Origin of the sequence: Neorhizobium alkalisoli, assembly GCF_007829835.1 — a bacterium.
GTDB lineage: Bacteria > Pseudomonadota > Alphaproteobacteria > Rhizobiales > Rhizobiaceae > Neorhizobium.
In genome coordinates this window covers 1,013,165-1,035,410 of the sequence record NZ_VIWP01000001.1, presented here as the reverse complement: position 1 = coordinate 1,035,410, position 22,246 = coordinate 1,013,165, and the positions used below count along the sequence as shown (strand labels likewise).

The following is a 22,246-nucleotide window of genomic DNA, read 5'->3' as shown; positions in this document are numbered from 1 at the left end:
TGTCGTTTCGTCTGTTTGGTCGTGCGCGCAGGGCTAGGACATTTTGTCACGTTGCGGAAGTCAGATGAGAAAATTTCACCCGCCCGGATATGTTTTCATCATCCGCCTCCATTGCTTGTCGGGAAAATCCGAAAGGCGCAAAACGCCGCGTCACTTGGCATGCGTCAATTTGCGCAGGCCTCTTCAGCACGCGGTCCATGCCGTCCGGCATGTTTTCTTTTCGTGAGGCAATCTTGTTATCTAATCGAGGCGCGAAAATCGCGCAGATCATATTTGGTGCACTTTTGGTGCTCCTGGGGCTGTATTTCGCCGCAAATGGCGCCTGGCTGGTAAGCCTGGGCGGCACCTTCTATTACGTCGTCGTCGGCCTGTTAATGATCGCCAGCGGCATCCAGGTCGTCCGCGATCGCAATTCCGGCTTCGTCATCTATTTCGTGGCCTGGATCCTGACCCTGGTCTGGAGCTTTTACGAATCCGGGCTCGACCCGTGGAAGCTTGAGGTGCGCCTGTTTGCCCCAAGCGTTCTGCTGGCCGCATTCCTGCTGCCCGGGCTTGCCCGCGGCGTCAAAGCAGCCGCGCCGCGCTTCTGGCGCGGTTTCCAGACGGCAACGGGCGTCGTCGCCGTATTGCTCGTCTGCGCCATTCTCTATGCTTCTTATGGCCCGGTTTCGGGCGAAACGACGCAGATCACTGCCGAGACCGGTCCGATGAAGCCGACCGAATGGGAACATTACGGCAATGATGCCGGCCAGTCGCGTTATGCCGGTCTCGCCCAGATCACGCCGGACAATGTCAGCAAGCTGCAGGTTGCCTGGAGCTCGCATTCGGGCGACCTGCCCGACGAGATCGAGCAGCACCGCAAGGGCCGCGAGTACCATTCGGAATCGACGCCGATCAAGGTCGGCAACACGCTCTACAGCTGCACGCCGCATTCCTGGATCATTGCCACCAATGCCACGACCGGCGAGGTGAAATGGACGTTCGATCCCAAGCTGCCGCGCACGAACCCCTATATCGTGTGCCGGGGCGTGAGCTATTACGATGCCCCGCAAGCCGACAGCTGCAAGGCCCGCGTCTTTGCGCCGACCATGGACGGACGCATCTATGCGCTTGATGCCGAAAACGGCAAGATCTGCGAAGGTTTTGGCGAAAAGGGCTTTATCGACCTGAAGGACCAGACCGGCAAGGATGAAAGCGGCAAGTCCTGGGGCGGCGGCTGGCAGGTTTCGACCTCGACCCCGCTTGTCATGAACGACCGCCTCGTCGTCGGCAGCCGCGTCATCGACAATATGTCCACCGACGAACCGTCCGGCGTCGTGCGTGCCTTCGACCCGCTCGATGGACATCAGGTCTGGGCCTGGGACGTGGGCCGTTCCGAAGATGCGCTGCCCGGCCGTTTGCCGGAAGGCGAGATCTATACCAAGGGTACGCCGAACGTCTGGGGCACCATTACCGGCGATTCCAAGCTGAACCTCGTCTATCTGGGCACCGGCAATGCCGCGCCCGACTATTACACCGCCTTCCGTCGTCCCTTCGACGACAAGTTCGGCACCTCGCTTGTCGCGCTCGACGTGACGACCGGCAAGCTGCGCTGGCATTACCAGCTCGTGCACCACGACATGTGGGACTTTGACGTGCCGGTCGGCCCGTCGCTCTTCGACATGCCGGACGGCACGCCTGCGCTCATCCAGACGACCAAGATGGGCGAGGTCTTCATGTTCAACCGCGCCACGGGCGAACCTCTGGTGGAAACCAAGGAAATGCCGTTTGAGACGAGCGGTGCGGCCCCGAACGTTCCGGTTTCGCCGACCCAGCCGGTTCCGGTGGGCATGCCATCGCTGGTTCCCGAAAAGCTGACGGCGCAGGACATGTGGGGCGCAACGCCGATCGACCAGCTCGCGTGCCGGATCGATTTTGCCCGCGCACGCAGCGAAGGCATCTTCACGCCCATCGGGCCGACCCGTTCAATCGGCAATCCTGCCTTTGACGGTGTGACGGACTGGGGCGGTGCCTCGATCGATCCCGTCAACAAGGTCATGTACGTCAACACGATGAACATGCCTTTCTACTTCCAGCTCGTCGACCGCACCACGGATTATGGCAAGGAACTCCTGAAGCAGAAGAGCAGCGGTGGCGAGAATGCCCAGAAGCTTGACGTGCGGCTGCAGGAAAATACGCCTTACCTGGCAACCCTGCGCGCTTGGCTCAGCCCGTTCATGGTTCCCTGCGTCCCGCCGCCATGGGGCCAGCTGGTCGCGATCGACCTCAAGTCGCAGAAGGTGATGTGGCGCAAGACCCTGGGCAATGCGCGCAAGAACAATGCCTTCGGCATTACCCAGAACCTTCCGCTGCCGACCGGCACGCCGAACCTTGGCGGTTCGCTGGCGACCGCGGGCGGTCTGGTGTTCATCGGCGCAACCACCGACAATTACGTCCGTGCGTTCGATGCCCGTACCGGCAAGGAAGTATGGCGCTACAGCCTGCCCGCTGGCGGTCAGGCAAACCCGATGAGCTATGTCGGGGAAGATGGCCGGCAATATGTCGTCATCACCGCCGGTGGCCACGGCGCGCTTGGCACCAGCTACGGTGACGAGACGATCGCCTTCGCCTTGCCGAAGTAAGCTCGCTGGCACTTCATGGCCCGTCCGTCCGACATTCGGGCGGGCGGGTTCACCTACAGCTCGCCTGTATAGTGCGGGAAAACAATGCCGGCGAAGGCCGACATGAAAGCTACGGCGAGACGAACCTTCTTGCCGCAGTCGAATTTGCCGCCGACCTCAAAATCGCCGACGCCTGAAAATCGAAACCGAAAGGAGTACACCCATGAAATGGTCTGCACCAAAATTCACCGAAGTCACCTGCGGGATGGAAATCAACCGCTATGCACCGCCGGATGGTGACGAGCCCGTCCTGTTCTGATTTGCAAAGGCGCGCGTCATAAACCGAAGGGTCGCGCGCCGTTGTGAAATCCTGCGAAGCTCGCATGAAGACTCGGGCGCCATGCGCATCGAGCGTCCGATATTAAAAATCTGGCCGGGAGAAGTGTCTCCCGGCCAGATTTATTTAGAGGCTTGCACGGCCTTGCTCAGTTCGCGGCCACTAGAGACCGCGTTTCTGGCTGCATCAGCCGCCCAGGACGAAGCGGGAGAAGGCGAGCGCATTGCGCGCGTCCTCATCCATTTTCGCCTCGTCGGCGCCATTGGTCAGATCACGCCAGACCCTGATGTCGGAGCCAATGGTTCCGCCGGTCTTGACGAAGGGCTCCATCACGACGGCGCCGGTATAGTTGATCTCGCGTAGCGCCAGACCGATCTCATGCCACGGCATTCTGCCGACGCCCGGCACGCGGCGATTGCTTTCACCAGTGTGGAAATGGCCGAGCAGCGGGCCGGCGGTGCGGATGGCCTCGCCAAAGCTGTCTTCTTCGATGTTCATATGGAACGTATCGAGCATGACCTTGACATTCGGCTTGCCGACTTCCGTGACGAAGGCGACGCCTTCGGCAGCGGTGTTGAGGACGTGGTTCTCGAAGCGGTTGAGCACTTCGATGCACAGATTGATACCGAGATCGTTGGCAAAATCAGCGATGCCGTGAATGCCTTCAACACCACGGGCGCGATCGCCTTCCTTGTCGACCGGCTTCGAATAATCGACCGGCCAGTAGGAATGCAGCGCGCCACCGATCGTCTTGATGTCGAGCTTGGCGACATTGGTCAGCGTCTGCTCGAAAAAGGCCTTGCCGGCCTTGCGCACGTCGGCGTCGGGCGAGGACAGGTTCTTCGTCTTGGACGGGCCGATGCCGGCGGTCAGTATGATGCCGTTATCCTTGGCGCTCTGCTTGATCGCGGCGAGATCGGCTTCGCTGTATTCATTGATGTGGTGGGCGGCGACTTCGATAATGTCGAAGCCGAGCTTGGCAACCTTCTCGACGTAAGGGCCGAACTTGGCGCTCCACTCGTGTTCCCAATAGGAGTAATAAATGCCGTGTTTCATAGGAGCCTCTTTCAGTTTTCAGCTTTCGCTGTCGGGGTTTCGCTAAAGCGGCCAAGGGCTTGCCTTTTTCGGCATCTCCTCCCTGGGACCGGGGTCGAATGTGTTCGGGGAGTCGGCCTTACTTCTGACCGCTCCCCGGATTTTTCACGCGAAGGTCGGGTTCGCTGCTTGTGGCGATGATCGAGAGACCGTTGGGCAGATCGTTCTCTTCGACCTTCCGTGTGATCTCGGCCTCAGCAAGACCAAAACCGCGCCAGCGATCCTGCAGCCTGTTGCGCAGATCGGCCACGTCGACATCGACGAAAACGGTGAGATCGAAGATCGGCTTCAGCAGATCCCAGGGGGACTGGCTTGCGAGCAGGTAATTGCCTTCGCAGACGATGATATCGACGGATTGCGGTATCAGGCGTCCGCCGGCACGGGCGATTTCGATTGAACGATCGAAGACCGGCACGGCGACCACGTCATCCTCGTTGGCCTTGAGACGCTTCAGCATGTGCCGCAGCCCATGCGCATCAAAGGTATCGATCGCGCCCTTGAACGGCCGACGCCCCATGTCTTCCAGCACGGCGTCGTCATAGTGGTAGCCGTCCATCGGGAAGAGCGCGGCCGAAATGTCGCCCTTGCCGTTCAGTTGTTCCACGACGCGCTCGGCAATCGTCGATTTGCCTGATCCCGGCGCACCGGCAATCGCGATCATCACCCGACGCCCCTTTTCCTGGCTGAAACGCTGGAGGGCGCGTGCGGCAATCTCGCGCGCATTGTCTTCTATTGTGCTCAAGGTGATCCTCACCACAGTCATTGAAGAAAGATACCGGACGGCAAACGCCGGTCAGAAAATCCGATACTGCTCCGCCTTGTTGCGCAGGAATGCCAGGCCGTTGTCGAGCACCTCGTCGAGGTCGCGTGCAACGGGACGCCAGGTCGAGATATCGCCCGCCATTACCGGCTGCATGGTGACGAAACTTTCAAGCGTCAGCAGGCCCTTGAAGTCGATCGCCGCGAGAGCACCGAACAGTTCATCCCAGGCAATATTGCCATAACCCGGCGTGCCGCGGTCGCTTTCGGACATGTGCATGCATTTCAGGTGGTCACGCGCGGCGATGATGCCATTGGCGATGCCCTTCTCCTCCATGTTCATATGGAAGGTGTCGAGATGGACAAAGACATTGTCGAGGCCGATCCGCTCGACCAGTGCAACCGCCTGTTCGGCGGAGTTGATCAGGTGGTTCTCATAACGGTTGACCGCCTCGATGCCGAATTCCAGCCCGAGCGTCTTGGCGTGTTTTGCTGCAGCACTGAGCGCGCGGGTCAGGTTGTCGTATTCGCCCTGCGTCGGCGGAAAGCCGGTCCGCTCATTGGTGCCACCGAAGGTGACGCCGGTCAGCGCCTCCGCGCCAATTTCCTTGGCCTTGTCGAGCGCCGCCGTCAGGTGTTCGATCGCGGCATCGGGGCGAACGGACGCCCAGGCCCTTTCCGGCAGAACGAGCGAGCAGACGGAACGGAGATTGTGCTTTTCCAGCAGCGCTTTTGTGTGTGCGGCATCGACGGCCGGAATATCGATCAACGGGATCTCGATATAATCCTGGCCGTACTGGGCTGCACCGGCAATGGCGCGCTCGGCACCGGCATGGTCCCAGACGGTCGACCATACCATTGCGTGAATACCAAAACCCTGCATGTCAGATCTTCTTTCTGCGAGATGCGAAATAGGCGGAGACGATGGTGCGGGCCGCCATGACGACGATCATCAGCACGCCCCAGAGCGCGGTTGCCAGATGCTGGTTGGCGCCCATCAGGTTCAGGCCCGAAGACAGGAGCTGCAGCACGACCAGCGCCACAAAAACCGGCAGAACGCGCCCGAAACCACCGAACGGATTGATGCCGCCGAGAAAGGCCGCAAGCACGGTGATCAGCAGATAGGATTCCCCGTGGCCGATACGGACCGAATTGAAACGGGCGAGCATGATGATGCCGGCGATGGCGCACATCACACCCGACAGCGTGTAGACGAGCATGATGATGCGGCGGGTATTGAGGCCCGAATATTGCCCGGCCTCGATATTGGAGCCGATCATCAGCAGCCCGAAACCGAGCTTGCTGTGGGTCAGAAGAACCTGCCAGAGGCCGACGCAGACGATGAAGATCAGAAGCGGGATCGGCAGGCCAAAGATCGAGCCATGGCCGATCGGCGCCATATAGCTCGGAAAGCCGGAGACATCGCCGCCGCGGGTAAGAAACTCACCGAGACCGCGCAAAAAGATCATCATCGACAGGGTGACGAGGATGGGGTGGGCGCGGGTATAGGCAATTGCCGCGCCGGTCATCAGGCCGGCAGCGCCGCCGGTGGCGAGAGCCGCAACCACGGCCAGCGCAAAGGCGCCGCCCGGCGCATCGACGCCGCCATAGGCCTGCAGCACGCTTGCGGCCGCAAGACCGGCAAGATTGGCCGTGAAGGTGACCGACAGATTGATGCCACCCGTCAGGAGCGGCAGCAGCATGGCAAGCGTCAGCAGGCCGAGTTCGGGAAGCTGGAAGGCAACCGAGCCGAATGTGCCGAGCGACAGGAAATTGTCGGCGCCGATGCCGAAGATCACCATGACGGCGACGAAGGCAATGACCGGGCCGGTCATATCGGCACCGAAGGTGTTGTTGAACTTGCGGATAAGCGGCATCATCAGTTTGCGCCCCTCTTCTTGACATTACCCTTGGCGAAGAACGGCAAAAGCTTGTCGATCCGTGCGGAGGAGAGCGTGATGGCGACGAGAATGATCGCACCGACGATCATCTTGAAGGCAAACGGCGAGACACCCATCAGGTTGAGGCCGTTCTGGGTGACCGATACCATCAGCACGCCGAGCACGCAGCCGATGACCGAGCCCTTGCCGCCGCCGAGACGAGCACCGCCAAGAACGGTCGCCGCCAAAACGTCGAGCTCGCGGCCATAAAGGGCATTGGGCACAACTTCCTGGGCATAATGAGCCTGCATCAGCCCGCCGATGCCGGCCATCAGGCCAAGCCAGCCGAAGGAAATATAATGCATGGCGCCGATATGGATGCCGAAGCGGCGCGCCCCTTCCGGATTGTCGCCGAACGCATAGAGCTGGCGGCCGATCGTCGTGCGGGAAATCATGAACCAGGTCGCGATGCAGCAGAGGATCATCACCACGACCGGCAACGTCAGTTCCAGCCAGGAACCGTCCGACATCTCCCGCTCGTAAAAGACGACCCGCGTGCCAAGCCAGTCCGGCAGGTCGTAGATCGACACGCCCTTGGTGAAGAACATCAGCAGGCCGAAGAAGATGTTGAAGGTCGAAATGGTCGCGACGATCGAGATGATCTGCAGCCGGTAAACGAGTGCGGCATTGATCAGCCCAAGCCCGATGCCGACCGCGCCCGCAATGATAAAACCCTCGGCCCAATTGCCGCCGCCAAGCGCCGTCAGCGCCAACACCGTGACATATTGCACCACCGAGGCGGCGACCGCGAACGAGATATCGATGCCGCCTGAGATCAGCACGACGAGCAGGCCGACCGCGAAAATGATGTTGACGGCCGAGACATTGAGAACGTCGAAGGCGTTCGAGATGGTGAAGAACCGGTCGGTCGCGAACGACAGGGCGACGCAGAGAACGATCATCACCGCGAACAGCGTGAACTCGGTCGTGTGGCCAAGCATCAACCTACGCATAGACTTTTCCTTCCAGCTCCGTCAGCGACATCTGCCGCGGGTCATACGTCGCCTTGATCCGGCCTTCGGCCATGTGGATGATGCGATCTGCGTTGAAATAGACTTCCGGCGGTTCGTCGGAGATCAGGATGATCGACAGTCCTTCGGCGGCGAGCTTTCGGACGATCTCGAAGATGCCCGCTCGGGCGCCGACATCGACGCCGACCGTCGGCGCATCGAGAATGAGGATCTTTGGTCCGATCGCGAGCCATTTGGCGATCGCGACACGCTGCTGATTGCCGCCGGACAGGGTGCGAATGGGATCTTCCGGCCTGCCGATCTTGACGCCGAGCGCCGAAATCCAGTGCGAGACCACGTTTTCCTTTTTCGAAGGCGAAATCAGGCCGCCGGACAGGATGCGATCGAGCGAGGCCATGACGAGATTGTCGGCGATCGATTGCGGCTGATTGAGTCCGAGCGACAGGCGATCTTCCGAGAGATAGGCGACACCGGCGCGGATCGCGTCCCGGTTGGAACCGAAATGGACCGTCTCGCCATCCAGCACGATCTGGCCTTGATGCGGCTGGCGCATGCCGAACAGGGTAAGCGCCAGTTCGGTACGTCCAGCGCCGAGCAGCCCCGTGACGCCCAGCGTTTCACCGCGGCGCAGGTCGAAGGAGATGTTTTCGAATTCATTGGTGCGGGACAGGTTCTTCACCGACAGCACGACCGGCTGGTCGTCATGATCGGCGGCGATGACGGCGCTGTCGAAATTGCGGCCGGTCATCAGCTCGGTGACCCGCGACTGGGTCATGCCCTCGACCGGAAAGAGGCCGACCAGCGCGCCATCGCGCAACACGGTCATGCGGTCGGAAATTTCCAGCACTTCGGCAAGCCGGTGCGAGACGAAAACGACCGCCACGCCGGATGCCGACAGGTTGCGGACGATCTCGATCAGGTAATCCGTTTCGGACTGGGTGAGCGAGGCCGTCGGTTCGTCCATGAAGACCAGCCGCGCTTCGCCGACCAGTGCGCGGGCAATGGCAACGATCTGGCGCTGGGCGATCGGCAATTCCTTCAGCGGCATATGCAGGTCGAGCGAGACGCCAAGGCGGGCAAGCGCCTTTTCGGCGGCCGCGACCATGGCACGCTTGTCGACCAGGCCGTATTTGCCGCTGACCGCATATTGGAAACCGATATTTTCGGCGACCGTCATCTCGCCGAACAATGCGAGATCCTGCCAGATCACCTGGATGCCGAGCGACTGCGCCATGCTGGGCGTCATCGCGGTGATCGGCTGTCCGTCGAAGAAGAATTCCGCGCCCTCTTCAGGCTTGTAGACACCGGTAATGATCTTGATCAGCGTACTCTTGCCGCAGCCATTTTCGCCGGCAAGGCAATGCACTTCCCCGGGATTGACCTCGAACGATACGCCTTTCAGGGCGCGAACGCCGCCGAATGTGATCTTGATGTTCTTGAGGGACAGGAGCGGTTCGGCGCTCATCATGGCAAATCTCTTCGCTCAGCCGCCTCGTGGGCGGATGCTGTGGACGACGGATGTCGAGGATGGGTCGCGCCGAGCGCACTCGGCGCGACCCCTGGGCTTGGGAGGAGGATCAGAGGCCCATGGAAACCAGCTTGTCGATGCTGTCCTTGTCGATCTTCAGCAGCTGATCGACGACGATCGTGTTGCCGTCCGGATTGATCTTGCCGAGGCCCGGAATATCGTCACCGGCCTTGGGGTCCTGCCCCTTGGCAATACGATCGGCAAGCGTGATGAAGACTTCGCCGGCCAGCTTCGGGTTCCACATGAAGCCGCCCGTCAGCGCGCCGGACTTGATGAGCTTTGCGCCCTGTCCGGGCGAGAACGGACCGATGACGAAGACCTTGCCGTCCTTGCGGCGCTCTTCGACGGCGCGGCCGGCACCGATCGGACCCTGCGAACCGAATGCCAGGAAGCCCTTCAGATCCGCATTCGCGGACATGAGATCGAGCGCCGTCGAGCGGCTCTTGTCGAGATCTTCGGCAACGCCGTAACGATCGCCGACAAGCTTCATGTCAGGATAGTTGGCCTTGATGTAGGAGATGGCACCGTCAGCCCAGGCATTGTGGAGCGGCACGGTCAGCGAACCGACGAACACAGCGTAAGAGCCCTTGCCGCCCATCTTCTCGGCAAGCAGCTTGCCATGCGCTTCGCCAAAACCCTTGGCGGATGCGAGTTCGAAATCCCAGGTGGCGCCGGCCTGCTTGGGCGATTCATGGGTGATGACCTTGATGCCGGCGTCCTGCGCCTTTTTCAGCACCGGCTCGAGTACCTTGGCATCATTCGGCACGACGCCGATGAAGTCGACCTTCTGGGCGATCAGATCTTCGATGGCGCGCACCTGCAGTGCCGGGTCGGCACTGGTCGGGCCGACCATGAAGCCCTGCACGCCGAGTTTGGCGCTCTGTTCTTTAATACCTGCTTCCATGGCGTTGAACCACGGAATACCGCCGATCTTCACGACGACGCCGACCTTAGGTCCATCGGCAAAAGCCGCAGACGAAAGCAGAGCAAGCGACAGGCCGAGAGCGGCCGCGATTATTTTCTTCATGGATGTTCCTCCTCCAGAGACGTTCTGGCAAGCAGATCGATACGAGGCGGTTTTGCCGCGACGCTCAGAATCTCCCGTCTCGCCTATTCGAGACGCTCCCTTGCCACTCCCATAGCAACCATCTTCAGCACAATCGATATTGCCTTTTTGCACAATCGATGGTGCAATAACAATAGCACGAAGATACCTTTCGTCAAGAGGACGAATATTCTAACAATCAGAATCATTCGGGAGTGCGTAATGGCGGACCAGAGTTCCAAGAAGGCAACGATCTACGATCTGTCCGTTCTATCGGGCGCATCCGCATCGACGGTGAGCGCCGTACTGAACGGAACATGGCAGAAGCGGCGCATTTCCGCCGATACGGCAGACAGGATTCTGTCGCTTGCCAAGGCACAGCGCTACACGACCAACCTTCAGGCCCGTGGCCTCAGAAGCTCCAAGTCCGGGCTCGTCGGCCTGCTGGTTCCGGTTTACGACAACCGGTTTTTCTCATCGATGGCACAGACTTTTGAAGGCCAGGCACGCGCACGCGGCCTGTCTCCGATGGTCGTATCCGGCCGGCGCGACCCGGAGGAAGAGCGGCGGACGGTCGAAACGCTGATCGCCTATTCGATCGACGCCCTGTTCATCGCCGGCGTGACGGATCCCGACGGCGTTCACCAGGTCTGCGCCCGCGCCGGCCTTCCGCATGTGAATATCGACCTGCCCGGCAAACTGGCCTCATCGGTGATTTCCGACAACAGGGGCGGCGCGCAGGTGCTGACCGAGGCCATCCTGCGTCATGCCGCACAGGGTGGCATGCTGTCACCGGATGACGTCGTCCTGTTCGGCGGCCATGACGACCATGCCAGCCGCGAGCGTATCACCGGTTTTCATGCGGCAAAGAACGCCTTTTTCGGCGTCGAGAGCGGCGACGACATCGAAATCACCGGTTATTCGCCACGCATGACGGAACTGGCCTTCGAGCGGTTTTACGCCCGCGAAAGCCGATTGCCGCGCTGTCTTTTCATCAACTCGTCGATCAATTTCGAAGGCCTGCTTCGCTTCATGGGGCGCCATGACGGAGAGGCCTTTGGCGATATCGTGGTCGGCTGTTTCGACTACGACCCGTTCGCATCCTTCCTGCCGTTTCCGGTCTATATGGCCAAGCCCAACGCATCCGAAATGCTGAAACGAGGGTTCGAATTGCTGGAAGCGGCACCAGAGCGCCCCGTCTTGCAGATGATCGAACCGCAGCTCATCCTGCCGCGCACTGCGCTGGTGGGGCCGCTCGACGACATTCGCGATCCGGTAGCGCCATCAAAATCTTTTGATCAGAGGCATGGCTGAACTGGCAGTGTCGAAACCACACGGTTTCTTCTGCGGCACTGGGCAGCCATAAAGCTCAGGATAGGCCATCCCACGCACTCATGGCGTAGTTTGCCTCCAAAAAATGCGCCGAAACTTTTCGCGTGACAGCGCCGATCCCGGCGCCGCCCTCCCTTCGCTCGGCAATGCCGATTAACTCGCCATCTCAGGCCGACTTGTTCAGTGCGGCGAGCAGTTCCTTCGCCAGAGGTCCGGCCGAGGCGGGGTTCTGGCCCGTGATGAGACGGCCATCGACAACAACATGCGGCTGCCAGTTGGCGACGGACGAATAGTCGGCGCCTTCTGCCCTCAATGCTTCCTCGAGCTCGTAGGGAACGTCTTCGCGGGCATAGTCGAATTCTTCCTTGACCGAGAAGCCGGTGACCTTCTTGCCCTGGACGAAGGGCTTGCCGTCACCCACGTCGACGCCGAGCAGCGAGCAGGGACCGTGGCAGACCGCGGTGACGAGCTTGTTCGTGGTCCAGGAGCGCACGATCGCTTCCTGGACAAGCGCATTGCGCTGGATATCGACCATCGGTCCGAGACCGCCGGGCACCAGGATTGCGTCATAGTCGGCGGCATCCACTTCGGCCAGTTTGCGGCTGCGGTTGAGACGACGGAAGGCCTTGCTTTCGAAGAATTCCTTCTGAGCCGGATCCTTCTCGTCATAGGCGTCATAGGGCGTCCAGCCGCCGGCCGGTGAAGCGAACTCGATTGCGACACCCGCCTTGTCGAGCACATCGAACGGATGGGCGACTTCTGCGAAGAAGAAGCCGGTCTTTCTGTTGTGCGGACCGATGACGGCTGCGTTGGTGACAATGAACAGAACGTGTTTGGTCATAACTTGCTCCTCGGTTGAATGTTGACGCGTTCAGGGTTTTGCGATGGCCTGAACCCGAGAGTTTTGACTGTGTTGATGGCCCGGATCGGTATACGTTCGGGGCAACCCGTTGCTTCCATTCGTCTATCACCGCCCGCCTCTGCGGGCGTGTGAAACGCGGTCAATTCCGGTTAATCCGGCTTGCCTGCAGGGCGGAAAAAGCGTCTCAAGATCACTGCGCGGGCTTCTGTATTGTCGCCTGACTTCGAGGATCGGCATAAGCGCGCACGGCCATGATCAGGTTCTGGACCCCGTGTTCGAGCTCGTCCTCGGCCAGCGACTGATGGTCCCTGATGGATGCCAGGCTCGATGTGCGAACGGCACCCTGCAATTCTTCCGATATCGCTCGGTATTCGTCTGCCCTCGCCATGCCGCCGGCGCCGGAATCACGAGGCTGCAACAGCTTGGCGACTGCAGCGCTACCACAGATCGCGCGAAGCGCGGCGATGACCGACTGCAGACGAGGGAGGTCTGTCAGGCGACCGTGACCTTCGAGCCAGAGGCGTTCATAGGTCGTCTCCAGCCTTGAACTTGCGATCCCCGCGTCCCGTTCCATCCGGTCCAGATCGTCCGGTTCCAGCCCACCGGCCGACACGGATGATGCGAATGCGAGATTGGCGGCGATGGCTGCGGCTATCGAATCGGCGACGCTGTGGCGCTCTCTGGTTGGCCAAAGCAGGAGCCCGGCAACGATCCCGATGCACGCCCCTCTCGTTTCGTTCAGAACCCTCTCCCAGATCAGATCGTCGACCGACTGGACATAGTCCGTCATCAGCATGAACATCGGTGTCAGGAAAATCACGAAGAGCCCATAATTGACCAGTCGCAGCGCGATCACGATCGCACATAGTGGAACGATCATCAGGGCCATCTCGATATGGTTGGAAGCAATGGCGATGGCGACGACGGCGATGAAGCCGCCAAGGATACTGCCCACCCCTCGCTCGACCACCCGCAGCCATGTATTGCCGGTGAGTGGCTGCATCACGACGAGTGTCGCAATCGCTCCCCAATAAGGAAGCGACAAACCCAGCCACACGCCCGCAAAATACGAAACCAGCACGGCCAGTGATGTTCTGAGGGAATGCCATAACACTGCCGGAGGTATTTTGAAGGAGCGATTTGCTGGCGATCCGCCGGCGGCCGCGCTCGTATTTTCATTCCATCGCCCGGAAAGCTCCTTTAGCGCGGCTCCGGCACGGTCGAGCGCCCTGAAAAGCAGTTCATCTCGCCCAGCGGAAAGCTCCAGCAGCTTTGCGGCAGCGGCACCGATCGCCTTTCCGTCACCGTCATGCTCCATTTCGAGCAATGCCGTCGTCAGTGCCTCCCGAAGGCCATGCAGCGCGACCGTTTCGGTCTCCGGATCGAATGGAAGACCCGACGCCTTGCGGCTGTGCCCTATGGCGATAAGCGCCGAAAAAATCCTGCTGGCAGCATCGATGAGCAATTTCTGCTTTGCGTCGGTATCACCGCTGCGGGCCACAAGCTCACGGCCGCGTTCGAGCGAAAAGCGGATTGCCCGCCTGTTCACCGTGTCGAATCTCGCCCATAGCTGACTGCCCGGATCCGGCTGGCTGCCGAGTTCGATCAGGCTGTCCAGCATGTCGTCAAGGCGGCTGAATATCGCGACGACAGCCAACCGGCCCGTACCGGATCTTCTCTCCCGGAGTGGAAGCAGCGCAATTGCGATCATCAGCGCCGAACCGGCGAGAAAGCACGAACCGACGGTAACGGCACCGGACATGGTTCGCGGTGAAGCAAGCCCAACGACAACAGCGATCGCCGCGATAAATCCAGCCTGCGCGGGCATCGGCCCAAATGACGGAGCGAAGGTGCGCGTCAGCAGACAGAGGAATGTCAGGCTGAACAATGTTATTCCGATGCCCCATAGGCCCCAATGAGCTCCGTAGGTCGCAAGGGAAATCGCCACGCAGCCCATCACGGCAAAAGTGGCCATGGTCCTGAATCGCCGCCTGTTCGACCCCAGCGGATCGCAAAGGCTTGTCCAGAAGGCGGCGATCGCGCCGAACGCCAGATTGGGATAATCGAAACAGATCTCAGCGGCGAATATGGCCGCCACGACCAGAGCCGTCCTGATACCGTCCGATACGGCGAACTGCTCGGGTGAGAATGCGAAGACGTGCCCTTCTGCCCATTCGGTGCGTCGGGAAATCATCGCAACAATTCGCGTCGCCAAATTCATCGTCAACCCGCCGCCAGCGATGTCATTCAGGAGCCCGGACCGTGGCTGGAAGCCCCACGTATGGGCCTGTCATCAATCCGGAATTCAGGTCCGGAACACCGTCATCTTCTCGGCAGTCATCTCACGCATCGTGAATGGAATGCCACCGATACCGTAACCGGACGCGTGCCGACCCGCGAACGGCATCCAGTCTGTTCTGAAAGCCGTATGATCATTGATCATAACAGCTGAGGCGTCCAGCCTCTCGGCAGTATGGAGGGCGGCTGACAGGTCCTGGGTGAAGATACTGGACTGGAAGGCGACCGGCAGTGAATTCGCCACGCCGATCGCCTCGTCCAGCGTCTTGTAGGAGAATATGCAAGTGAGGGGCCCGAACGCCTCCTCGGTCGCGACCTTCGAATCCCGTGGCGGCTCGATCAGGATCGACGGATAGAGCGTGGTTTCCGACAACCGCCCACCCCCCATTAGGCGGGCTCCGCCCTGCACGGCTTCATCGATCCAGGAGGACAAACGCTCCACCTCAGCCGGCTGGATCAGAGGCCCGACCTCCGTGGCTGGCGACTGCGGATCTCCGGTGACCAGCTTTGCGACGCGGGCAGAAAAACGCTCGATGAATTCCTGCTTGATCGTCTCCTGGACATAGATGCGCTGCGTCGAAACGCAGACCTGGCCGGCATGATAATACCCACCCTTGACCATGGGTTCGATGAACCGATCCAGATCGGCGCTGCTATCGACGATCAACGGCGCGACGCCGCCATGCTCGAGCGCACATCTGGTGCCGGGAGCAAGCTTCGATCTTAGATACCATCCGACTTTGGCCGAGCCGATAAAGCTGAGGAACGCGACACGCGGATCGGTCACCAGCATTTCGGGAAGGTCGCGAGAAGCGGGAATGAAAGTCTGAACCCACCCTTCCGGCATCCCTGCCTCATGGACCAGCTTCACCAGTTCCAGGCAATTGAGCGGTGTCGACGAGGCCGGCTTGACGATGATCGGGCATCCCGAAGCGATTGCCGGCGCGATCTGGTGCACGACGAGATTGAGCGGATGGTTGAATGCGGCGACAGCGGCTACGACGCCGATTGGCTCGATCGATGTCCAGGCCCTGCGGTCGACACTCGCACTCGTCAATCCCATCGGAATTTCGCGGCCGCCGGTGCTGCGCAGGAGATCCGCGGCCGTCATCGCGCCATCTCTCGCACGATCGACCTCCACGAGAGCGTCGGTCAATGGCTTGCCGCCTTCCTGGGCGATCAGATGGGCAAACCGTTCCCGGTCGCGAGCAATGAGAGCTGCCAGCTTGTGGAGCACTTCCATGCGCTGAAACGGTTTTAGCCAGCCGCTTCTGTCCTTGAAGAGTTTTGTCGCCGTAACAAGCTTCGCCTCTAGGGCGGCCTTGTCTTCGCCTTGAAGCTCCGTGATCGTCTTGCGGTCAAAAGCCTGAACGACTGTTATCATGGAGCCCTCCTGTCATCGTGCCCGCCCGGCCCTTCAGCGCGGCAGGCACAGCTGTTTCCGTCGATGCCGACGGCGGCATGCAGGAGACTAGTGCCGGAGCCAATGCCCGACGAGTTAAGTGTCGTAATTTCCGGTGAAACTGGAGGGTGGAGCGCCAGCCTTTTCTGCATGACCGGCAGGTCGGGGCACCGGAGAGGAATTCACGGTTTGATATCACACTGATTTACGGTGCGGAAAGACAACGGCGGCAAGACCGCCGTTGTCTTCATGCTGCATGCCAGACGTCACCTACAGCAGGAAGTAAGACCTGCTGAGCGTAAGGGCATCATCGAAGTAGATGGAAAAGTCGGCTTTGCCGTCTCCGTTGACATCCCCATAGAGATAGGTGTCGGACCCCGATTTTTCGTAGCGCAACTCACCGGCTTCCTTGGTGAAGGCCTTGGTGCCGAGGAAGGAGAATGCCTGATTGCCGGCAAGTTTTGTATTGGCATCGATGGCGCTCAGGTCGATGCGATCACCTTTTGCGCCGGCGAAATCGAAGATCGTATCGCGGCCAGCCGCGGCAACCTTCGAATCCTTGATTGACTTGAAGATGAAAAAGTCCTTGCCGGCGCCACCATAAAGATCGTCGGCGCCAGCGCCGCCGTAAAGCTTGTCATTACCGGCATCGCCATAGAGCTTGTCATTGCCCGCACCGCCGTTCAGCGTATCGTTGCCGGCTCCACCCTTGATCGTATTGGCAGCCGCATTGCCGGTGATCGTGTTGGCCAGGGTATTGCCCGTGCCGTCGATGGCCTTCGTGCCGGTCAGCGTCAGGTTTTCGACATTGGTCGCGAGCTTGTAGCTGATCGAGGCCTTCACCAGATCGGCACCGCTTCCGGCTTTCTCGATCACCTTGTCGCCGACATTGTCGACGATATAGGTATCGTTGCCCTTGCCGCCGGCCATCGTATCGGCGCCGGCCTTGCCGTCGAGAACATCCTGTTCGCCGGTTCCGGTCAGCTTGTCGGCTCCGGTCGTGCCCTTCAGGGTCTCGCCCTTGACGTCGGTCACGACAATCCTGATCGCCTGCGTATCGGAAAGTGCGCCGTCGCTTGCCTGAACGATGATGTCGTAGACATTGTCCTTGCCGGCATCCTTCGGCGTCTCGTAGTCGGGCGCCGTCTTGAACGACAGCGCACCCGTCGCAGCGTCGATGACGAAGAGGCGGGCATCGATACCGCCTGCGAGCGAATAGGTTACCGCCCTGTTTTCCGGCGTGGCCGCCGCAACTGTGGTAACGGCAGTCTTGTTCTCCGCGATGCGCACCGATGCGGAAGAGCTGAAGACCGGCCGTTCATTGGCATTTCCGACCGTGACGGCGATGGCCTGTACCGCCGCAAGTCCGCCGGCATCCTTCGCCGAGACCGTGACGTCATAGACGTTGTCATTGCCGGCATCGACAGGGTTTTCGAAGTCGGGAGCCGACCTGAAGGACAGTTGCCCGGTCGTGGCATCGATCGTGAACAGGGCAGCATCGACACCACCCGTGATCGAATAGGTCAGCACCGCGCCCGCATCCGGATCCACTGCCTTGACCACTGTCACGGCCGTCTGATTTTCCGTGACACCGACCGATGCTTTTGCGCCGCCGCCATTCGAGCTTATCGCCGGGGCTTCATTGACATTCTTAACTGTGACTGCGATCGCCTTCTGATCCGAAAGGCCGCCATTGTCGACAGCGCGAACGACAACGTCATAGACATTGTTTTTACCCTGATCGGTCGGCTTTTCGAAATCGGGAGCCGCTTTGAAGGCAAGCGCGCCAGTGGTCGCGTTGATGGTGAACAGAGCAGCATCCGCGCCGCCGATGATCGAATAGGCAATCGTCGCGCCCGCATCTGCGTCGGTTGCCTTGATTGTCGCGACAGCCTTCTGATTTTCCGCGACGGAGACAGCGGATAGGTTGGAGAGTACCGGCGCCGTGTTCGAGACCAGAGCCATCTTGCTGTCAGAGAATTTGGCGAATTCGACATTGGTCAGCGTGTCGGTGCCGTCGCTTGTTCCGTACGTACGATTGTCGCTGATCGTCCAGCTGCCATCGCCATTATAGGTGACGGTGTAATCGGCACGCACGCCGCGATAGACGGATGTGTCCGAGCCGGCACCGCCATTCACCGTGTCATTGCCCGCACCGCCTTGGAGGAGGTCATTGCCGCCATTGCCGGCAATCGTGTCGTCGAAGATCGTGCCGGTAAAGGTATCGGCACCGGACGAACCGATGAAGTTCTGCGCATAGGACGACAGGATCGCCTTGACATGGGCGAGCTCTGCCGGCGTCGGCGCGTTCGGCCCGTGCATGAAGGCCTGGGCGAGAATGTTTGTCTCGCCGAAGATGCGGTTCATCAGGCCGGAATCGTTCCACAGATCGAGACCGGTGATCGAGAGTTCGGTCGCAGTCGCGCTTCCGAAGGCAAGGCTGTTGATCGTGCCGCCGACAACATGCACGTCCTCGCCGGTATTGGCATCGGACGCGACATCCGACCACCAATAGGCAAGGTCGGAACCGCTGAGCGTGACCTTGTTGCCGTCGGACAGCGTATAGACATATTGGGAGGCCGTATCCGGCCCGAACTGGACACCGCTCGGCAGGTTGCCGGTCACTTTCGCATAGGCCGCGTCGAGATAGTCGTTCCAGTTGACGCCGCCATTCTGGCCGGCGAGAACCGTATTGGCATCAATGGTGATCGTGCCGCGCGAGGTCACGCCCGGATCGGTCTCCTCCGGTGCATCGACGATATCGATCTCGAAGGTTTTTTCCTGGGATACGCCGTTTGCATCCGTCGCCCGGATCGTGACGGAATGCTGGCTGAGCGTTTCATAATCCAGCTGGCCATTGACTGTCAGATAGTAGCGGACCTCATTGCCGACCGTACGGGTGGTGATGGAAAACAGCCCGCCGGCATCGTCGGTCAGTTCGGCGGAGACAGGCGTGAACGAGCTGTCGAATGCCTGGATGTAACCGACCTCCGTTCCGGCCTCGGCATTTTCGGCAACGCTCAGGTAGGATTTGCCGGTCGGCGTGGACGAAAGCTTGAACGGATCGTCGGTCGACTGGATCGAGATCGTCTGCTTCGTGACATTGCCGTTCGCATCGGTCACGTTCACGACTAGGTCGTAAACGCCGTTGACCGCATCACTTCCCTCGAAGTCGAGCACATTGGTGAGGACGACGCTGACATTGCCGTCGGCGTCCGTCTTGAGCGCAAAGTAGCGGCTGTTGTCACCCTCGCCACTCGCAAGGCTATAGGTCAATGCTCCACCTTCGGGATCGGTTGCCGAAAGCGTGCCGACCACCGAGCCGATGCGGGCGGATTCAGAAACGGTCGTGTTGGAAAGCGCGATATTGGTGGGCGCCTCGTCGACATTCGTTACGCCGATCGTAAAACTGTGAAAATCAGGTACGTTACCAACGTCCGTCACCCGAATCTGGATGCCGATTTCCTGCATGGCTTCATAATTGAGCGCACCGTTGACCACGAGCTGGTACGCGCCCGGCGTCCCGGATATAGCCACAACCTTGAAATAACTTTGATTGGATACAACAACTGGATTGAGGGTGCGCAGGCCATCCGGATCCGTGACCGTTACCGTTGCGACGACCGTACCGACCGACGTGTTCTCCTCAACCTGCAAGGGCCATGGATCGATTGTGACAGTTGAATTCCCTGTTGCCATGCGAAAATCTCCTAGGACAAAAATCAGGAGAAAACGCGCTTGGCATCTCTCCGAACGAGTGAAAGTCCAGCCTGCTGGAAAGCAGACTGGACGGGATGATGAATTTTAAGAAAAAGCCGATCAGACGAGATCGGCCTCCACGATGGTGTTGACCGACGCGATTTCGAAGTAGACGTCGCTGCTGTCATAGCCGTACAGAACGCCTGCGCCGGCATCGTACGTCACTTCACCGGCACTCGAAGCAGCGCCGCTGACCCAATCGAATGCCCAGCCGAGATCAATCTTGTCGGTGAGGCTCGTGAAGTCGGTGATGGTGTCGAGGTCGGCATGCGCACCCGAGGCGTAGACGAACGTGTCTGCGCCGGCACCGCCGGTCAGCACATCCGCCCCGGCGCCGCCGGTGATGATGTCATTGCCGCCACCGCCATTCAAAGTGTCATTGCCGGCACCACCATTGAGCGTGTCGGCAAGGTTGCCGCCGGTAAAGGTCTCGTTGCCGGCATTGCCGTTGAACGTGATGGTGTCGTTGTCGAAGGCACTATGGAAGGCGGTCTTCGTCGTGCCGTTGAGGAAGCTCAAAAGCACGCTCTGAAGCGCGTCGGTCGATGTCGAGCCGGTGATGTTCAGGCCCGAAATATCGAAGAGCGTGCTGTCATGCGTCAGCGCCGAAGTCGATACATTGCCGCTGCCGGTGAAGTTGACATCGGTCCCGAAGGAAATGGTGTTCAACGTGCCGGTAAACGTGCCGAACGTGTAATTGAAGGTGCCGCCGAAGATCGACGCATCCGATGCGCCGGCGTCCCCGGCGGAATCGTTGCCATATTGCGTATGGGTGTCACCGAGCGCGGTACCGCCGTAGAACCATCCGCGGTTAGACCCACTGAAATTCCCATCGTAATTGTCGATATAGGCGTTGAAATCGAGCGAATTGCCTGTCGTCACATTGGAGTTGACAGTGATGGCCATTCTCAAAATCCTTCTATTACGGCAAGCGTCAAAGGCTTGCCGTCAGATTGAACAGGACGATTTGAAAAGACCGATCAGGACATCCTGACCGTTGCCGACTTAACCTTGGTGGTCAGTCAGACAGCGGACATCAGCGCGTACGCATCTCACCCGTTTCGCAGTCGGGGCAAGAAACGTCCCAGATCCCAAATTGATCACGTGAGTTCCCCTCAAAAAGCACGTGCAGTGACCACCGGCGACATCGTTTTTAACGTCACCCCAACACGCTTTAAAATTTATAAGACTGCCTAGAAACTAAGCGAAGATTTTAACCTGTGCTTCAACCAAGAGCAGAGTTATTGAAGTGGATAAAATGAGTCAACAATAAAAATGCAACTTAACGGGGATTTTTTCCGAGTGCCTGTCAATGAACGGAAAGCAGGGTTTGCAGCCGGAAAATCCGGACCGGAGACTTCAGCCCCTGGAGCTTGAAAAGCAGCCCTTCTCCATCAATCCCGATCGAAATATTGCAGCTTTTCGCAGGTCCGCTCGATCGTCCGTAGCAGCGCCGAGCTCCTTGCCTGGTCCGCGGTCGCCCGGTCGGCGAGGTAGACGTGTCCCGTCCGCAATTCCGGTTCGGGCGCAAGCCGCTGGAGAGCGGATCGCTGCGGATAGGCATCGATCGCCTTGGCCGGAAAGATGCCGACGCCGAGACCGGCTGCGACCAGCTGCAGGGCGGCATTCAGGCTTGAGCAGACGCAGACCTTGTCCGGCGAGATCTTGTCCTCGGCAAACCAGGCGAACGTCGCCCGATACATCGCCGTCTGCGGCGGTGTCGTGACGATCGTGTATTTGGCGAGGCTACGCGGTGTCGCCTCGATCTTTCCGAGAGCCGCGGGTGCCGCCCATCCATTTGCCTGCGGACCGAGAGCCGAAAGCCGAACACCCTTCAGGCTCAAGGGATCGACCAGGATCGCAAGATCGAGCTGCCCCTCCGCCAGCGACTGTTCCAGGCCGGCACTGGTCGCAATCACCCATTCGGGGCGCAGGAGCGGAAAGTCCTGCTGCAGGTCCTCGACCATGGCCGCCATGCAGGCGACGGCAAATCCTTCCGCCACGCCGATCCGCATCAGGCCGCCAATGTCCGGCACGTCCGTTTGCGTGACCAGCGCATTGTAGGCATCGAGCACGATCTTTGCCCGCGCCAGATAGGCCTGGCCATGCCGCGTCACCCGCACCCCGCGCCCGTGCCGCTCGAGAAGCGGGGAGCGCACGGTCGCCTCGATCTGCTTCAAGCGCAGCGACAGCGTCGGCTGCGTGACGTTCAGCACCTCCGCTGCCCGTTGCACGCTTCCAAGCTCGGCTGTCCAGAAGAAAGCTTCCAGCTGCGGCACCGACGGACGACTCATTGGAAAATCCTATCTGATGAGCGA

At 60.0% G+C, this 22,246-nt stretch carries 16 protein-coding genes; 3 read left to right on the top strand and 13 right to left on the bottom strand.

The annotated features are described in order from the left end of the window. The first annotated feature begins 89 nt into the window (after positions 1-89). Together FHW37_RS04560 and pqqA are read left to right on the top strand one after the other, a co-directional pair. Positions 90-2,621 carry a membrane-bound PQQ-dependent dehydrogenase, glucose/quinate/shikimate family gene (locus FHW37_RS04560; protein ID WP_348642825.1) on the top strand — a complete coding sequence of 844 codons (2,532 nt, stop codon included), beginning with the start codon at positions 90-92 and terminating at the stop codon, positions 2,619-2,621. 202 nt (positions 2,622-2,823) lie between these two features. Beyond that, on the top strand, positions 2,824-2,919 hold the full coding sequence (gene pqqA / locus FHW37_RS04555; RefSeq protein ID WP_145633079.1) for a pyrroloquinoline quinone precursor peptide PqqA: 96 nt from the start codon (positions 2,824-2,826) through the stop codon (positions 2,917-2,919). A 204-nt stretch (positions 2,920-3,123) separates the two neighbouring features. On the opposite strand, the gene FHW37_RS04550 is transcribed toward pqqA, so the two are convergent. The 7 genes from FHW37_RS04550 to FHW37_RS04520 form a co-directional block, all read right to left on the bottom strand. Beyond that, complete coding sequence (locus FHW37_RS04550; RefSeq protein WP_145633076.1) at positions 3,124-3,993, bottom strand: sugar phosphate isomerase/epimerase family protein; 870 nt, start codon at positions 3,991-3,993, stop codon at positions 3,124-3,126. Between the two features lie 118 nt (positions 3,994-4,111). Beyond that, positions 4,112-4,774: a nucleoside triphosphate hydrolase gene (locus FHW37_RS04545; protein WP_145633073.1), complete on the bottom strand. Its 663-nt coding sequence runs from the start codon at positions 4,772-4,774 to the stop codon at positions 4,112-4,114. A 51-nt stretch (positions 4,775-4,825) separates the two neighbouring features. Continuing rightward, entirely contained in the window at positions 4,826-5,674 is an 849-nt protein-coding gene (locus tag FHW37_RS04540) for a sugar phosphate isomerase/epimerase family protein (RefSeq protein ID WP_145633070.1), read from the bottom strand. A 1-nt stretch (position 5,675) separates the two neighbouring features. After that, entirely contained in the window at positions 5,676-6,671 is a 996-nt protein-coding gene (locus tag FHW37_RS04535) for an ABC transporter permease (protein ID WP_145633067.1), read from the bottom strand. Continuing rightward, on the bottom strand, positions 6,671-7,684 hold the full coding sequence (locus FHW37_RS04530; protein WP_145633065.1) for an ABC transporter permease: 1,014 nt from the start codon (positions 7,682-7,684) through the stop codon (positions 6,671-6,673). The genes FHW37_RS04535 and FHW37_RS04530 overlap by 1 nt, the downstream gene beginning before the upstream one ends. Next, positions 7,677-9,167 (bottom strand): sugar ABC transporter ATP-binding protein, encoded by a 1,491-nt coding sequence (locus tag FHW37_RS04525; protein ID WP_145633847.1) that lies wholly within the window; start codon positions 9,165-9,167, stop codon positions 7,677-7,679. The genes FHW37_RS04530 and FHW37_RS04525 overlap by 8 nt, the downstream gene beginning before the upstream one ends. A gap of 112 nt (positions 9,168-9,279) precedes the next feature. Further along, a complete protein-coding gene (locus FHW37_RS04520) occupies positions 9,280-10,257 on the bottom strand; it encodes a substrate-binding domain-containing protein (RefSeq protein ID WP_145633062.1) in 978 nt (325 codons plus the stop codon). A 240-nt stretch (positions 10,258-10,497) separates the two neighbouring features. Between FHW37_RS04520 and FHW37_RS04515 the strand changes: the two genes are divergently transcribed. Next, the gene (locus FHW37_RS04515) at positions 10,498-11,589 is read left to right on the top strand and encodes a LacI family DNA-binding transcriptional regulator (RefSeq protein ID WP_145633060.1); all 1,092 of its coding nucleotides are present in this window, start codon (positions 10,498-10,500) and stop codon (positions 11,587-11,589) included. A gap of 184 nt (positions 11,590-11,773) precedes the next feature. On the opposite strand, the gene FHW37_RS04510 is transcribed toward FHW37_RS04515, so the two are convergent. From FHW37_RS04510 to FHW37_RS04485, 6 genes are all read right to left on the bottom strand, one after another. Continuing rightward, positions 11,774-12,448 (bottom strand): type 1 glutamine amidotransferase domain-containing protein, encoded by a 675-nt coding sequence (locus FHW37_RS04510; protein WP_145633057.1) that lies wholly within the window; start codon positions 12,446-12,448, stop codon positions 11,774-11,776. Between the two features lie 211 nt (positions 12,449-12,659). Then, positions 12,660-14,663 (bottom strand): FUSC family protein, encoded by a 2,004-nt coding sequence (locus tag FHW37_RS04505; RefSeq protein ID WP_186458138.1) that lies wholly within the window; start codon positions 14,661-14,663, stop codon positions 12,660-12,662. A 111-nt stretch (positions 14,664-14,774) separates the two neighbouring features. Beyond that, the gene (locus FHW37_RS04500) at positions 14,775-16,151 is read right to left on the bottom strand and encodes an aldehyde dehydrogenase family protein (RefSeq protein WP_145633051.1); all 1,377 of its coding nucleotides are present in this window, start codon (positions 16,149-16,151) and stop codon (positions 14,775-14,777) included. A gap of 288 nt (positions 16,152-16,439) precedes the next feature. Next, positions 16,440-19,868 (bottom strand): cadherin domain-containing protein, encoded by a 3,429-nt coding sequence (locus FHW37_RS04495; protein ID WP_145633049.1) that lies wholly within the window; start codon positions 19,866-19,868, stop codon positions 16,440-16,442. Positions 19,869-19,988: 120 nt separating this feature from the next. Further along, a complete protein-coding gene (locus FHW37_RS34420; protein ID WP_145633047.1) occupies positions 19,989-20,834 on the bottom strand; it encodes a calcium-binding protein in 846 nt (281 codons plus the stop codon). A 488-nt stretch (positions 20,835-21,322) separates the two neighbouring features. After that, positions 21,323-22,222, bottom strand: a complete 900-nt coding sequence (locus tag FHW37_RS04485) for a LysR family transcriptional regulator (protein WP_145633045.1) — start codon at positions 22,220-22,222, stop codon at positions 21,323-21,325. Positions 22,223-22,246: the final 24 nt, after the last annotated feature.

Excerpts from the sequence above, each read along its gene's own strand:
- FHW37_RS04530 (WP_145633065.1), bottom strand. The coding sequence starts at position 7,684 with ATGCGTAGGTTGATGCTTGGCCACACGACCGAGTTCACGCTGTTCGCG.
- FHW37_RS04485 (WP_145633045.1), bottom strand. The coding sequence starts at position 22,222 with ATGAGTCGTCCGTCGGTGCCGCAGCTGGAAGCTTTCTTCTGGACAGCC.
- FHW37_RS04505 (WP_186458138.1), bottom strand. The coding sequence starts at position 14,663 with ATGATTTCCCGACGCACCGAATGGGCAGAAGGGCACGTCTTCGCATTC.
- FHW37_RS04540 (WP_145633070.1), bottom strand. The coding sequence starts at position 5,674 with ATGCAGGGTTTTGGTATTCACGCAATGGTATGGTCGACCGTCTGGGAC.
- FHW37_RS04525 (WP_145633847.1), bottom strand. The coding sequence starts at position 9,167 with ATGAGCGCCGAACCGCTCCTGTCCCTCAAGAACATCAAGATCACATTC.
- FHW37_RS04535 (WP_145633067.1), bottom strand. The coding sequence starts at position 6,671 with ATGATGCCGCTTATCCGCAAGTTCAACAACACCTTCGGTGCCGATATG.
- pqqA (WP_145633079.1), top strand. The coding sequence starts at position 2,824 with ATGAAATGGTCTGCACCAAAATTCACCGAAGTCACCTGCGGGATGGAA.
- FHW37_RS04515 (WP_145633060.1), top strand. The coding sequence starts at position 10,498 with ATGGCGGACCAGAGTTCCAAGAAGGCAACGATCTACGATCTGTCCGTT.
- FHW37_RS04510 (WP_145633057.1), bottom strand. The coding sequence starts at position 12,448 with ATGACCAAACACGTTCTGTTCATTGTCACCAACGCAGCCGTCATCGGT.
- FHW37_RS04495 (WP_145633049.1), bottom strand. The coding sequence starts at position 19,868 with ATGGCAACAGGGAATTCAACTGTCACAATCGATCCATGGCCCTTGCAG.
- FHW37_RS34420 (WP_145633047.1), bottom strand. The coding sequence starts at position 20,834 with ATGGCCATCACTGTCAACTCCAATGTGACGACAGGCAATTCGCTCGAT.
- FHW37_RS04560 (WP_348642825.1), top strand. The coding sequence starts at position 90 with ATGTTTTCATCATCCGCCTCCATTGCTTGTCGGGAAAATCCGAAAGGC.
- FHW37_RS04520 (WP_145633062.1), bottom strand. The coding sequence starts at position 10,257 with ATGAAGAAAATAATCGCGGCCGCTCTCGGCCTGTCGCTTGCTCTGCTT.
- FHW37_RS04550 (WP_145633076.1), bottom strand. The coding sequence starts at position 3,993 with ATGAAACACGGCATTTATTACTCCTATTGGGAACACGAGTGGAGCGCC.
- FHW37_RS04500 (WP_145633051.1), bottom strand. The coding sequence starts at position 16,151 with ATGATAACAGTCGTTCAGGCTTTTGACCGCAAGACGATCACGGAGCTT.